At 64.0% G+C, this 12,946-nt stretch carries 15 protein-coding genes; 6 read left to right on the forward strand and 9 right to left on the reverse strand.

Features of this window, described 5'->3' with window-relative positions; translation table 11 throughout:
• Positions 1 to 24: 24 nt before the first annotated feature.
• On the forward strand, positions 25 to 516 hold the full coding sequence (locus ACIP5Y_RS25715) for a hypothetical protein (protein ID WP_400353497.1): 492 nt from the start codon (positions 25 to 27) through the stop codon (positions 514 to 516).
• Positions 517 to 598: 82 nt separating this feature from the next.
• Here the strand turns inward: ACIP5Y_RS25715 and ACIP5Y_RS25720 are convergent, their stop codons facing one another.
• From ACIP5Y_RS25720 to ACIP5Y_RS25730, 3 genes are all read right to left on the reverse strand, one after another.
• On the reverse strand, positions 599 to 1,627 hold the full coding sequence (locus ACIP5Y_RS25720; RefSeq protein ID WP_400353499.1) for a methyltransferase: 1,029 nt from the start codon (positions 1,625 to 1,627) through the stop codon (positions 599 to 601).
• A gap of 298 nt (positions 1,628 to 1,925) precedes the next feature.
• Positions 1,926 to 2,708 carry a MerR family transcriptional regulator gene (locus ACIP5Y_RS25725; RefSeq protein WP_400353501.1) on the reverse strand — a complete coding sequence of 261 codons (783 nt, stop codon included), beginning with the start codon at positions 2,706 to 2,708 and terminating at the stop codon, positions 1,926 to 1,928.
• 127 nt (positions 2,709 to 2,835) lie between these two features.
• On the reverse strand, positions 2,836 to 3,561 hold the full coding sequence (locus ACIP5Y_RS25730; protein ID WP_400353503.1) for an alpha/beta fold hydrolase: 726 nt from the start codon (positions 3,559 to 3,561) through the stop codon (positions 2,836 to 2,838).
• A 137-nt stretch (positions 3,562 to 3,698) separates the two neighbouring features.
• Between ACIP5Y_RS25730 and ACIP5Y_RS25735 the strand changes: the two genes are divergently transcribed.
• Entirely contained in the window at positions 3,699 to 4,283 is a 585-nt protein-coding gene (locus ACIP5Y_RS25735) for a TetR/AcrR family transcriptional regulator (RefSeq protein ID WP_400353505.1), read from the forward strand.
• Between the two features lie 196 nt (positions 4,284 to 4,479).
• On the opposite strand, the gene ACIP5Y_RS25740 is transcribed toward ACIP5Y_RS25735, so the two are convergent.
• Together ACIP5Y_RS25740 and ACIP5Y_RS25745 are read right to left on the reverse strand one after the other, a co-directional pair.
• On the reverse strand, positions 4,480 to 5,382 hold the full coding sequence (locus ACIP5Y_RS25740) for an aldo/keto reductase (RefSeq protein WP_400353507.1): 903 nt from the start codon (positions 5,380 to 5,382) through the stop codon (positions 4,480 to 4,482).
• A 76-nt stretch (positions 5,383 to 5,458) separates the two neighbouring features.
• Entirely contained in the window at positions 5,459 to 6,478 is a 1,020-nt protein-coding gene (locus tag ACIP5Y_RS25745; protein WP_400353509.1) for a GlxA family transcriptional regulator, read from the reverse strand.
• Positions 6,479 to 7,024: 546 nt separating this feature from the next.
• Between ACIP5Y_RS25745 and ACIP5Y_RS25750 the strand changes: the two genes are divergently transcribed.
• Positions 7,025 to 7,339, forward strand: coding sequence for a hypothetical protein (locus ACIP5Y_RS25750; RefSeq protein ID WP_400353510.1), 315 nt, complete (start codon positions 7,025 to 7,027; stop codon positions 7,337 to 7,339).
• Between the two features lie 127 nt (positions 7,340 to 7,466).
• Here ACIP5Y_RS25750 and ACIP5Y_RS25755 read toward each other — a convergent pair whose 3' ends face one another.
• Both ACIP5Y_RS25755 and ACIP5Y_RS25760 read right to left on the reverse strand, forming a co-directional pair.
• Positions 7,467 to 8,093 (reverse strand): DUF5753 domain-containing protein, encoded by a 627-nt coding sequence (locus ACIP5Y_RS25755; protein WP_400353512.1) that lies wholly within the window; start codon positions 8,091 to 8,093, stop codon positions 7,467 to 7,469.
• Between the two features lie 62 nt (positions 8,094 to 8,155).
• Entirely contained in the window at positions 8,156 to 8,722 is a 567-nt protein-coding gene (locus ACIP5Y_RS25760) for a hypothetical protein (RefSeq protein ID WP_400353514.1), read from the reverse strand.
• Positions 8,723 to 8,838: 116 nt separating this feature from the next.
• On the opposite strand from ACIP5Y_RS25760, the gene ACIP5Y_RS25765 reads away from it, so the two are divergent.
• Both ACIP5Y_RS25765 and ACIP5Y_RS25770 read left to right on the forward strand, forming a co-directional pair.
• The gene (locus ACIP5Y_RS25765; protein ID WP_400353516.1) at positions 8,839 to 9,579 is read left to right on the forward strand and encodes an XRE family transcriptional regulator; all 741 of its coding nucleotides are present in this window, start codon (positions 8,839 to 8,841) and stop codon (positions 9,577 to 9,579) included.
• A gap of 13 nt (positions 9,580 to 9,592) precedes the next feature.
• Positions 9,593 to 10,060: an NUDIX hydrolase gene (locus ACIP5Y_RS25770; RefSeq protein ID WP_400353518.1), complete on the forward strand. Its 468-nt coding sequence runs from the start codon at positions 9,593 to 9,595 to the stop codon at positions 10,058 to 10,060.
• 97 nt (positions 10,061 to 10,157) lie between these two features.
• On the opposite strand, the gene ACIP5Y_RS25775 is transcribed toward ACIP5Y_RS25770, so the two are convergent.
• The gene (locus tag ACIP5Y_RS25775; RefSeq protein ID WP_400353521.1) at positions 10,158 to 10,499 is read right to left on the reverse strand and encodes an HD domain-containing protein; all 342 of its coding nucleotides are present in this window, start codon (positions 10,497 to 10,499) and stop codon (positions 10,158 to 10,160) included.
• A 492-nt stretch (positions 10,500 to 10,991) separates the two neighbouring features.
• On the opposite strand from ACIP5Y_RS25775, the gene ACIP5Y_RS25780 reads away from it, so the two are divergent.
• A complete protein-coding gene (locus tag ACIP5Y_RS25780; protein WP_400353523.1) occupies positions 10,992 to 11,930 on the forward strand; it encodes a hypothetical protein in 939 nt (312 codons plus the stop codon).
• 74 nt (positions 11,931 to 12,004) lie between these two features.
• Here the strand turns inward: ACIP5Y_RS25780 and ACIP5Y_RS25785 are convergent, their stop codons facing one another.
• Positions 12,005 to 12,745, reverse strand: a complete 741-nt coding sequence (locus ACIP5Y_RS25785; protein WP_400353525.1) for a hypothetical protein — start codon at positions 12,743 to 12,745, stop codon at positions 12,005 to 12,007.
• Between the last annotated feature and the right edge of the window lie 201 nt (positions 12,746 to 12,946).

A 12,946-nucleotide genomic window follows, 5' to 3' on the forward strand; every position in this document is an offset into this window, starting at 1 on the left:
CGTCGACGGTGGCAGGCTTTGGGCGTGAGCACGATCGGCGGGGGCCAGCCGGAACAGGCCGAGCACGATATCGCGGCGAGCTTCGTCGTGGTCGAGGATTCACTGCGGGTCAGGTACTGGGCGGACGACCGCACCAGCGACACACTATGGGACGATCTCTGGACTCGCACAAAGCTTTTGGGCAATGGCGCATTCATCAAAGACGAGTGGTTTCTGCAAGGGCCGCCCGACCCGGCGATGGAGATGACCGGGCTGATACTCGGAGCACTGGGTGCGGGCGGGGCAGTGAAGATGCTCGTCCAGATCTTGCGGGACTGGGTCCTCCGCTACCGGATCAAGTCATTGAAAGTTCTTCTGCCCGATGGCACAACGATCGAAATGGCCGACACATCCATCGAATCGGTCGAGCGCCTGATCACCGCGCTCAGTCCGCAGCACACCGCAGCGGCAGCGATCCCGGAACCCGATACAGCCGGTGAAACAGCGGGTCAACCCGATCCCACGTCCAGTGAATGAGTCCCTTACTGCTCAGCGATGTGGGGCGGGACCGGTCGACCGGTCCCGCCCCACGCCGTCTTTCGATGACGCGGTGCGCGGTTCAGCGCAGTGTGGCTTCGAGGATCGAGAATGGGCTGGGTGTGGAGACGATGCGGTCGAGGGTGAAGCCGCTGCTGTGGAGCAAATCGCGATACTCCTGCTCGGTGCGCTCCTTACCCGTCAACATGCCCAGCATCGTCAGATCGATGGCCTTGGTCAGGTGCGGTTCATCGCCGTCGGGGACCACGCCCTCGATGATCAGCAGGCGGGCTCCGGGGACAGCCGCGGCCGCGATCGATGCCAGGATGCGTCGATTCTCCTGGTCGTCCCAGTCGTGGAGGATGTAGCTCAGGACGTAGATGTCCGCAGCGGGGACCTCGGTGAAGAAGTCACCGGCGACGACCTCGACCCGGTCGGTGAGGCCGGCGGCGGCCAATGTGCGGTCAGCTGCGGCCACGGTGGTGGGCCGATCGAACAGGATGCCGCGACGGTCGGCGTCGCGGTCCTGGGTGAGCAGTTCGACAAGTACGCTGCCGTCGGATCCGCCGATGTCTGCGACGGTGCGCCCTGCCGGGAGTTGATAGCCGTCGAACATGCCGGTGCGCAGGCTCGCGGTGATGTCGGCCATCGCCCGACTGAACAGGACTTCTCGCTGCGGGTCGGCGGCGACCCAGTCGAAGAACCGCTCGCCGAGGTACTTGTCCGAGCCGGGCCTGCCCGTGCGCACACTGTGGCCGAGCTCGCTGAAAGGCAGGTAGTGGGTTTCCATCCACATACGAGCCATGCCGTGCAGCGACTGCGGGTGCTTCTCCGACAACGTGGCGCCGACCGGCGTGACGTCCACGTACTCGCCTTCGGTGGTGAAGACTCCGAGCGGAGCGAGGACCCGCAGGAGCCGGCGCAACGGATCACGCTGGGCGCCGGTGCGTTCGGCGAGCTCGGCGATGGTCTTCGGTCCCTCCTGTTCGAGGATCGTGGCCACTCCCAGGTCGGCGACCACGTAGATGGCTTGGGACACTTGGAAACCACCCAACAACTGCACCATCACCGCACTCGGCGGCGGTCCCGCAATAATCTCGGTCTCGGTCATTTCGCTTGCACTCCTCGGACATATCGGCGCGGCTCCTTTGTCGCCGCGTTCGCCAGCATCGCTGTGCTGGAACCGACAATGCCCTCGTGGAGATGGTCTTCGCGTCGGCGAAAACTACGTAGACCACGCGGCCACCTAATTCCGAACTCCGACCAACCGCGGCACTTCACCGACGCCGTCGCCGCGCGCTGCCTCACGGTTCGAAACGGGCGGGATTGCGCGCCGAACGATCAACCGGCTGCAGCCAATTCGTGGCATGGCGTGACGCGACGAGCTGGCGGGATCATCGAATCGCGATTCAGATGCCTTGGAAGGTCTGGCTGGCGATAACGTAAGCGTCGTTCACCGAGTATCGGTTCAGCGTGAAGGACATCTCGAACGGACGAGCCTCTGGAACTCCGTCCACCATGAGATTGCCAGTCACCCGAAAGAGCGCAGAGATATCGGTATCCGACTGGACCTCAACCGCGTTGACGTTGTACCCAGCCTGCGGGAATCGGACGAGCTGCTCGAAGATCGCCGTCGTGCCCACGTACGGAGTGTCCTCGACCGTGAGTTGCGCATCTTCGGCATACCAAAGCTCCAGTGCGCGTTGCTGGGCCGCGAGCTGCGCGAAGTAGAGGGTGGTGAAAGCCGTCGCATTCTCTTGGCTGAAGTATTGCGTGACGGTGTCGTCGACCATGACAGTCCTCCTGATCAATCCCAGGAAGTGAGTTGCGGAGATGTCGGGCCGGTTCTCCGCGGTTGTCGCCAGCCCCGCTACCAGGGCATGCAGGTCCCGCGTCGCAACCAGCTGAGCAGCCAGATAATCGCGATGCGCGGCCAGCACTCGCGCCATTGCCACCGTGCCCGCGAGCACATTCGCGATCTGGTCCAATCCCAGACCCAGCTGGCGCAATGCCAAAACCTGATATAAGCGCTGCACATCGGCTTCGGTGTAAAGCCGGTGACCGGTATTGGTGCGCCCGGCCGGGCGCACCAACCCGATGCGGTCGTAATGATGCAACGTCCGAACCGTCAATCCGGCCTCGGCCGCAAGCTCACCGACCTTCCACACCTGCTCGATTCCGGTCTCGCCCATCCGCTTCCATCTCACTTCCACCGACGCACCTCGCGCCGGCACCCCCGACGCTAGGACCTGACGCTACGTCAGGAGCAAGCCGAAACTTCCTGCTGAATCTCGCGACAACAGCGCTGGTGGCATGAGGTCAGCTGAGTTTCAGGAGTAGTTCGGTGAGTTCCAGCGGCATGGTGATCATGCAGTCGTGGCCGGTTGGCAGTTCCCAGACCTGCGCCGGAGTGCCGTTGGGTTGTGTCGTCGGGACTGGGCGGCGGTCCGGGCTCTGTGATGTGCGTGCGGTGCAGTGGATGTGGGTTCGAGGGATCGAGTGGCCGGCGGGGTTGTCCAGGCGGACCGCTTGCTGAAGGCAGCGCACCGGCTGATCGGAGAGCATGGTGCGTAGCCACGCGATGTCCGTGGGGTCGGTGACGCCGAAAAGGCCTGCGGGAGGCGGCAGCTCGGGTGGCGGCGGGACTCGCCAGCCGTTGTCGGACTGCAGCGCGAGGTCGATCAAGCTCTGGGTGACGGGCAGGACGTCGACGGCGGTCTCGCCGTCTTCGGGGACCATGGCGTCCAGGTAGACCAGATGCGCGATGCGGTCGGGTACCTGGTTGGCGACGGCCGAAATGACAAGGCCCGCATAGCTGTGCCCGACGAGTATCACCTCGGTGAGATCTTCCTCGACGAGGAGGGTGACGATGTCCTCGACATGGGTGTCGAGCCCTACTTGAGGGCCGAGCAGATGCTGCCGGTCGCCATAGCCGGTCAGTGTCGGTGTGCTGACCCGGTGGCCGGCCGAGGCCAGCGGCTGCACCACCCGCACCCAGCACTGACCACTGTGCCAGGCTCCGTGTACCAGCAGATATGTCGACATGGCTCGTACTCCCCTCGGTGTTCCACTGGGTCGACGGCGGCTGCGTCTACACTCATCGAATAAACGGTACGTCGTCCCGGTTGAAGATACGGGACACTGTCCCGTTTATCAATCGCGGTAGCGGAGAGAGGGATTCAATGCGAGACAGCGAAGCGGCCGCCGAACATGCGACCCGACCCAAACGGGCGGACGCGCGGCGCAACGAGCAGACCTTGCTCGACGCTGCCGCTACGGTGTTCGTCACCTCGGGCGTGGAGGCGCCGATCCGCGACATCGCGGCGCAGGCCCGTGTCGGGACGGCGACGATCTACCGCCACTTTCCGACGCGCGCGGATCTCATCGTCGCCGTCTACCGACATCAGGTCGAATCCCTCGCCGAGACCGGCCCCGCCTTGCTCACAGACAGCGCGAGTCCCTATGCGGCGCTGCAGATTTGGATCGAGGCGTTCACCGATTTCGTGATCACCAAACAAGGCCTCGCCACCGTACTGCAATCCGACGACCCCTGTTTCGACCCCCTGCACTCCTACTTCCTCGAGCGACTCGTGCCGGTGTGCACCCAATTACTCGATGCCGCAGCCGAATCGGGCGAGATTTCCGCAGGCCAGGACGCCTACGAACTCATGCGCGGTGTCGGGGGCCTATGCGCGGGCGCCGGCGCCAATCCCCGCTACAACGCCCGCCGACTGGTCCGCCTACTCATCGCGGGTTTGTGCCGCTGATCATCCACTCGAGTCGTATGGGTCGAGTCCGACCATGATCAGCAGTCGCCTGGGACATCAGGAATCCATCCAAGATCCGCGCCATCACCGCGGTCGAAAGGCCGTCCCTGCGTGCGTTTTCCACCGACTGTGGCAGGACGACGGCCCTTGACTCAGGACCGTCCCAGCCTCCGGTGCGAGCGTTCGAAGGCGCCGATCACACCACGACATACGGGCCGGTGAAGTCGCCGTCCGATCTGCCTGCTGCCGTGAGGGCGGCGATCTGTTCGTCGGTCAGGCGTAGCGCGGCCGCGGCGACGTTCTCCTCGAGGTGGGCGATCGAGGACGTGCCGGGGATCGGGCAGAGCATGTCGGAGCGGGCCAGCAACCAGGCCAGGGCGACCTGCGCAGGCGATGATCCGGTTTGTGCCGCGATCTCGGCGACGACACCGCCGGGTTGCGCGAGGGCGCCGCTCATGACCGGCCACCAGGCCACGAACGGGATGTGTTCGCGGGCGCAGTAATCGACGACGGCGTCCCAGCCGCGGACGGTCAGGTTGTAAATGTTCTGGACGGCAGCGACATCGATGATCGACCGCGCGGCTTCGATCTGCTCGACCGTGACCTCCGAGAGCCCGAAGTGCGCGATCTTGCCCTCCTGCTGCAACTCTCGCATCGTGCCCACCTGGTCGGCGAAGGGCACGTTCGGGTCGGCGCGATGCAAGTAGAGCAGGTCGATCCGGTCCACGCCGAGCCGGCGCAGGCTCATCTCACACTGGTGACGCAGGAGGGCCGGGTGGCCGATCGGCACCCACTCGAGGGGCCGCGGCTGCACCTGTCCGATCTTCGTAGCGATGAGCAGGTCGTCCGGGTACGGGTGCAGGGCCTCACGCAGGATGTCCTCGACCGTCCCGAGGCCGTAGCTGTCGGCGGTGTCGATGTGGTTGACGCCGAGTTCGATTGCGCGCCGGGCCAATCGGATCGACTGCTCCCGGTCCGCCGGTGGCCCCCAGATCATGGGATCGCCCAGGCGCATGGAACCGAAGGCCATCCGGAACACTTTCTTGCCGCCGAGTTCGACCTCGCCTGCGGTACCGATCGTGGTCAGTGCGTCAGTCATGATCGAATTCTCGAGCACCGCGCCACAAATGCGCTGCCTCGTTATCGGCCACAGATGTTCAACATCAGGCCACCGGTCAGGTCACCACGTCCTCCGTCGCGGGCCGCTTGCCCCGCGCTGCGCCGAACCGGCTGCGGTACTCGCCCGGGGTCAGCTCGGCAAGTCTGGTGAAGTGGTAACGCAATGCCGATTCGGAGCCGAAACCGCTGGCTTCGGCGACGCGTTGCACGGTCCAGGTGGTGCGCTGCAACAACTCTTGGGCACGCCGGACACGGGCTCGCTGCAGCCATTCGATCGGGGGGATACCCAGCGCGTCGCGGCACTGCCGTGCGAAGGTGCGCACACTCATCCCGGCGTGCCGGGCAAGCATGGCGACGGTCAGGGTCTCGGCGAGATGATCTTCGGCCCAGTACAAGGTGTCGGTCAGGGAGCGGGGCGGCTCGGGAACGTCCCAGCCTGCCCGCTGGGCTTGGTCGCCGTCGCGACGGATCGGCGCGACCAGGAACCGGGCGACCTCGGTCGCGAGCGCCGAGCCGTGGTCGCATTCGATCAGATGCAGGAGCAGGTCCATTGCCGCGGTGCCGCCACCGGAGGTGAAGATCTCACCGTCCGCGACGAACAGGCGCTCGGGGTGGACGTGGATCTTCGGGTGGGCGGTGGCGAGTTGGTCGGCCCAATGCCAATGGGTGGTCGCTTGGTGGCCGTCGAGCAGACCGGTCGCGGCTACGAGGAACGTGCCCAGGCACAGCGCGACAATGCGGGCACCGTTGGCTCGCGCGCGCAGCATGGCCGCGGCGACCTCCGGTGGTGGATCGTAAATCCTTGGGGCAGCGGGCACGACGACGGTGTGCGCCGACTCGGCCCACGCCAACGTCCGGTCCGGGAGCAGCGCATAGCTGCTGGCGCGCCCGGTTCGGGTGACCGTCGGCCCGGCCGGTCCGGCCACGGCGACCTCGTAAAGTTCGGTGCCCGCGTTATCGTTCGCCGAGGCGAAGACCTGCACCGCTACCGCCACCTCGAACGCCCCGATGCCATCGAAGCTCAGGACCGCGACGCGGTGCGCAGCCTCCGGTGACGGCACAACCTCTTCCCGCACGAGTTCGCACCTTTCGGATCAGAGCCAGGACGTGGCTACGCTGGTGATCTTGACATCGGTTGTCGGTGAACTCTGGCGTTGGCCGGCAAGCGATGTCGGCGCGTCGGCTGAGGAGCCATCCGGCCCGATCATCGACCGGAGATGGCCTCTGACGCGGCGGCGCGGAGCCGCTATGAATGCTCAGCCCATCCTCCCAATCGAGCTCGCACAGCAACCGGCTGGCCGCGGTGAGGATCTCGCGGCGCAGTCACCCGCCCTCCTCGATCGGTTACGCGCGCGAGGGGCGCCCTCCTCGACATCTTCCGACACGTACCCATTCTTACTATCCGAGCCCGCCCCCGACCACCGCAGCTTTCAGCTTGTTTCGTCATTAGAGCTAAACCCCGGCCGGGACGCGAACATCCTGCAAATACCACCGGGCGCGCGTTGACGGACTGTCCAAACCGATTGCCAGCAAGCAGTTCCAACGCGCGCCCATGCCGAGAACAGGGGCGATCGGGCACCACCGCGTCAAGTACCAGCGAGGTGCAACTTACGATTACTGCTATGGAAAAGGAGCTCGAGTATCTGCTGGGCATGATGGATTACGAGCTCTTCTACGAGTGGTCAGCGCTTGCACACGAGCAGATTGCGAACCCTTCCGGACGGTTCCGCGAGCTCAATCCAGACTTCCCAGCCCGCGTCCAAGCACAGTACGCCGAGCTGCTCAGGACCAGGCCCCTCACCAAGTTTGACTACAGCGACCTGACCGGCATCCACTTCGAAGACGATGACGCGCTGTACGAGTTCCTGAGCAGGGCTTATCAGTTCATCTTCGAAGACCAAGGCCAGGGCGATCCACCACACCCTCCGTGGGACTAGGAATCCGACGCCAGGGGCGAACGCACTCATCTGGCGCGTGGCGCTGCTGGAACTGGTGTTATCCATAACCGGACCCATCATGCCCGACAGGATCACGCGCCTGGTCCAGTTCCTGATCCGCACCGGGTCAACGGGATCGGTGCGCCTCCAGCGCCGTTTCGATCAACCGCTTTGCCTCGTCTCCGTAGTTCGCCTGCCCGGCGAGGATGTCGAAGGTTTTCGCATGCAAAGCGATCTGTTCCGGGTCGTCGATCACGATTTCTCCGCCGACCAGTTCGGTCGAAGCCTCCGAATCGTCATGGAGGACGAATCCTGCACCGGGTGCGCGGAATTCGGCGTCCAGCGGCACGATTCCGAGGCTGATACGCGGGTTGTCCATCACTGCGAGCAGGTGGGCCAGTTGCTCGGCCATGATCTTGTGCGTGCCGACCGTTCGACGCAGGGCCGCTTCACCGATCAGGAACCGGAACTCGTGGCCGTCATGGTCCAGGACCTGTTGCCGCTGCATCCGCGTCTTGGTGACCTCGTCGAGGTCGTTCGGGACACCGAGCACGTCGATGCAGGCGCTCAGAACCGCTCGCGCGTATCCCTCGGTCTGCAGCAGGCCGATGATCAGGTCCGGTAACCACGTTCGGTTCAGCCGGGTGCCTGATTCCTCCTCGAGGATGGTTCGCTGCAAGGGGGCGAGTCCTGTCGCGCAGGTTCGCCGCCAAGGGGAGTACTGCATTTGTTCCACCTCGCGTGTGCCGGCCATTATGCGATTGTTCGATCGTAAGCCGCTGAGCAACAGCATGTTTCGAATTGTCTCCATTTGCGCTACGGGGACCACGGGCGGTCTCGGTCTCCGTCGGCTGTGATGGTCGGTTGGTCTCTCAGCGGCGGCGAAGAGCACCGCGCGTAGGTTTGCTCGGGGTGGACGGTGATCACGTCGAGTTGCCGCACCAGCGATCCAGGTACCTGTCCGCCCTCGAAGTGCTCGGGGCTGGGAACGATCACGGCTTCGGCGTGTAAGCGGGTTACTTGCGCTTTCAGGCGCGCCAAGGGCGGTCGTCCTGTGTTCGGGTCGTATATGACCATGTCGGTGAAGTCGTAGCCGAGTCGGGCGGCCAGTCTGCGGACCTGCGATTCGTCCCAGAGTTTGCTCATCCCGGACACATCGGTCCTGAGGTAGCCCAATGCTGTTGGCTTATAACGCATATTCGCCCCTTGCGATAGTCCGTACTCGCCATCGTTTTCGCTGAATCCGAGGAATTCCAAGTAGAATCCGGCGTAGTGCTCGGCCTCGTCGCCGTAACTCTGGAGTTCGAACACGCCGCCGGTGAATTTGAAGATTCGTGTACGCCACGTCATCTCGGCCCCTGTTCCATCGCTGCTCAGAGCCATCGTGGCGGCGAGGAAAGGGATCTTGTAACCGCGTTTGCAAGCGCGCCGCAGACGTCCTGGGACGTTTCCGGCGTCCCGCAGCGATTTCCTTGCCGACCTGCGGTGCGTCGGCTTCCATGGACACTGTGAACCTGCGGCTACAGAGCGTGCTGCTCCAGCGAGGCATACGCCCCGAGACGCTGGCCGACGTGTGCGAGGTGGACCCAAAGACAGTCAGCAGATGGATCGGTGGCAGGGTGCCGCACCCGAAACACCGTCGCAGCGTCGCTCGGCACCTCCATATCGAGGAGGAGTTCCTGTGGCCGCCGATTCCGGAGGCAACCGCGGTGCCCAGAAACGTCGAGCTGGTTGCCACCTATCCCAACCGCGCCGAGGTACCCCGGGACATATGGATGTCGCTGCTGCGAAACGCTTCCGAGCAGATTGACATACTCGTCTTCTCAGGAACATTCATCGTCCAGTCCAACCCCCTGGTCGTGAAGATGCTTGCTGAACAGGCAGAGAAGGGGACGATGGTTCGCCTGTGTTTCGGAGACCCGAACGGACAGGCAGTCGACGCCCGTGGCCACGAGGAAGGTATCGGCGACACCCCGTCGGCGAAAATCCGTGCCTCCCTGAGCTACTACCGCCCGCTACTTTCCCAGGAGCGCTGCCAGCTCCGGCTGCATGACACGACCCTCTACAGCTCGCTGTTTCGTTACGACGGAAATCTTATGGTCAACCCTCATATCTGGGGGCAGCCCGCCAGTGCGAACCCGGTATTTCAGCTCGAGCGTGTCAACAACTCCGCCTGGTTCGACAGCTACTCCGACAGCTTCGAAGCCATCTGGACCCGCGCTCAGCCCTGGATACCCTGACGAAAGGCAGATCATGGGCAGAATCGAGTACTACAACGACCCGAAAGCTCCCAAGCCGAATTCCCTTGTAGTGGCCTGCAATCTGCTCGTCACCGACGACTCCGGGGCGATTCTGCTTCAGCGCCGCCGCGACACCGGCCAGTGGGCACTACCGGGCGGAGCCATGGACCTGGGCGAAACAGCCGCCGAATGCGCAGTCCGGGAATGCCGGGAGGAGACCGGGATTATCGCCGAAATCACCGGTTTCCTTGGTGTGTACAGCAATCCGAACCACATCGTGGCCTACACCGACGGCGAGATTCGCCAGCAATACGAGAACTGCTATATCGGCCGACCAGTCAGCGGAAAACCGACCATCAACGACGAAGCCGACGGGGTGGCCTTCGTTCGCCCGGAAGACCTCGACCAGTACGACATCCACGCAAGCATGCGTCAGCAGATCGCCCACTTCCTGTCGGGGAACTACCCCTACCTGGGCTGAGCGGCCAGCGCTTCCTCGGTGCGGAAGACTGCCGCGAGGATGTCTGCCGCAGCACGCTGCATGAACCGCCCGACCACCGTGTCCCGGCCGTAGCGGGTCAGGATTTCGTGTATACGGTCCGCTGCGCTGGTCGGCATGCCGGCAGAGCAAAGGTGTGGTTGGCGACCAGTTGCGTAAGCCGTTGCTCGGCCCGGTACTCGTCACGCAAGAAGCGCGCACCATCCAACGGGTGAAAACCGGTCATCGCGAGCCTGGGCGCATAGCCGACATCGTGCAGAATCGCCGATGCCACAAGCAATTCCGAGTCACAATCCAGCTTCGCCGCAACCTCGATCGCCGCTCGCCCGACACCCTGGGAATGCGCCCATCGCTGCGGAAGCGACAATTCCAGTTCACCCCGAGCCAGACACCACGCCCAAGACGATTCGTGATCGACCATCACGCGACCATACTGCCTCGAATCACCACCTGGCGGAGGAACCTTTGAGCTGGCCCTACGGCGAACCCTCGGGCACTCAACTGCCTATCCCGCGCTGACCGAACCGGCCAGCCCAGGGCCTGGAAGATCAACTGGGACTGCCGATTATGTGGCGATTGCAGGGTGAGTGGGTGAGTCTGTGTCGAGGACTTCGGTCACGTGAAAGTAGCCGACCGGGCGCGGACCTTCCGTGATGATGAGAACAGTGCCGGACCGGACGATGTGTACACGTGCAGTGGCATGAATGCTGTTGCGGCGCAGTTCTGATCGACCGGTGTTCGCGGCGGCCCGGACGAGCGGCCGCCCTGATCCGGTGTGAGCCAGACGACCTGACCGCGGGCGGATGGTATTGCTGGAGGTCGACTCATACTGAACGATCCCAATGAATGCACACATCGGCACCTTCCCGATATTGGAGTGGGCCTATCGAATTCGAAGTGTCACCATGAAGGGATGGGGCACCATCCACAGCCGCACTACCACCAGCACCATCAGCAACACCATCATCTCAACCAGCACTATCAGCAGCAGTACCACCAACAGCAGTGGCTGCAGCAGGACCGGTTGCTGCATGACCGCGAGCGAGAAGCCCAGCGGGGGCAGAGCTTCGGGTTCGTCACGCCGGGGTATTCGGTATGGAATAGGTCGGCGCGCGAGCTGCGAGCCGTCGGCAGCTGGCCGATCCCGGTCACCCCGCCGATCCCAGTCACCCCGCCGATCCCGGTCACCCCGGCCGAGCCGCCGAAGCCGCTTTCCCCCGAGGAGCGGGAGCTCGCAGAACTCTACTCGGTATGGCAGTCCCTGCACTCGATGGTGGGCGACCCGATCCATTCCTCGGACTGGTGCCCCTACCAGATCCCGTCGAAACTACCCGTGATAGACCTGCACGCCTGGCTGGTGGATTCCACCGGCCGCGTACTGCTGCTGGATGTCAGCCCCTACTCGACCTCCTTTTACTACCTACCCGGAGCGGCGACGGGCCTGAGCGACCGCCCCAAACACCCCTCGATGTTGTTGCAGGACATGCTGGAGGAGGCGCACATCGTCCTGGCCGATGCCGTGCATCTCGGCTACCGGTACGACGAATGCTATCCGGACTGGTCCACGAGGTGGTTTTCGGCACAGCCGGTCGCGCGGGCCCGCATGGTCGGCCTGATCTCCGAAATCCGCGCCCTTCCCGATCAGGATCCAGAGCGCCTGGGCAAATGCCTCTACCGCCGCTACCTGACCCCTTTCCAGTCCGCCCCTGAGGATCTCACGCACTGGAAATACGCCAACTCAAGCCACAACCCGCCCTCGAGCCCCGACTACGTTGCCGCCATGGAGGTGGCGACACAGAGATGGGGCGTACCGGTCTCCGCCCCCACCGCCTCGGCGGAATACCTGGAGTGAGTTGGGCAGGCGCCCCCCAATCGCCCTGGACTGAACGATCGCGCTTGTTCCGCCATCAGAAATCCCGAGACGGATTACAGCCAGTCGAACCAGTCGCTGCGGATGTAGCCACCGGTGTCTTCGACCTGATACCACGTGTAGTACACGGCCTGCGTGCTGCCTTTGCGGTACGTGCCGGTGCGGTAGGTGCTGCCGACGAGGTAGGTAATCCTCTGGCTGATCGAGTCGGTCTTGCTGATCCGCAGTTCGGTACCGCGGACACGGTAGAGGCCGGTGACCGACAGGTTGCCGCTCCGGTCCCTTCCCCATTCCCGGGTGTCGCGCCCGGTGATCCGGGCGGTCGGTGTTGCCGCCGCACGCGGGAACACGACCCGTTGCTCCCCGTATCCCAGTGCGTCCGAGTTGCTCCCGATATCAGTGAGGTCGAGTATCACGATGGTGACGTCGGCAAAAAGCTGCGGCCGGCCGTCCCCGTCGACACCACTGATCCGCATGGCTTCCTCGTCATCGGACCAATCGACAGTGTCACCCGGTCCCGCGACGGCGATGTACGGCTTCCGCCTCAACGCCTCCACCACCGATCCGGGGTTGCGTATCACGTCCGTGCGCACGGCCTCGAAAGCCATGCGACTGCCGACAGCGTAGGTGGCTGAAGCGTTCTCGGCGACGGACAACCGTCCCCTGATGGTCTCTTTCACCACCGTGTGGGAACGGTTTTCGGGCGTGTACGGCTCGCCCAGCGAGGCTGTCCCGGTAGCTGTGGCATCTCCGACGACATGGCTCCAGGCCACTATGTTCGGGTCGGCAGCCGGCATCACAGACTCCTCGTCACGCTCATCAGGTGCCCCAGGCCCACGCCCCGGGTGGCAGACCAACAGCCGCCCCGGAAAGGGCCCGACATCTAGCGTAGCCAGACGGAGACACACACTTCTCACAAACAGTCAGATACGAGAAGGCGTGCGGTGCAGGCGAGTTGGAGCCAGGCAGCGTTCGCGTCGAATAGGCACTATCAATTT

This window comes from Nocardia sp. NPDC088792 (genome assembly GCF_044750615.1).
Taxonomy (GTDB): Bacteria; Actinomycetota; Actinomycetes; order Mycobacteriales; family Mycobacteriaceae; genus Nocardia.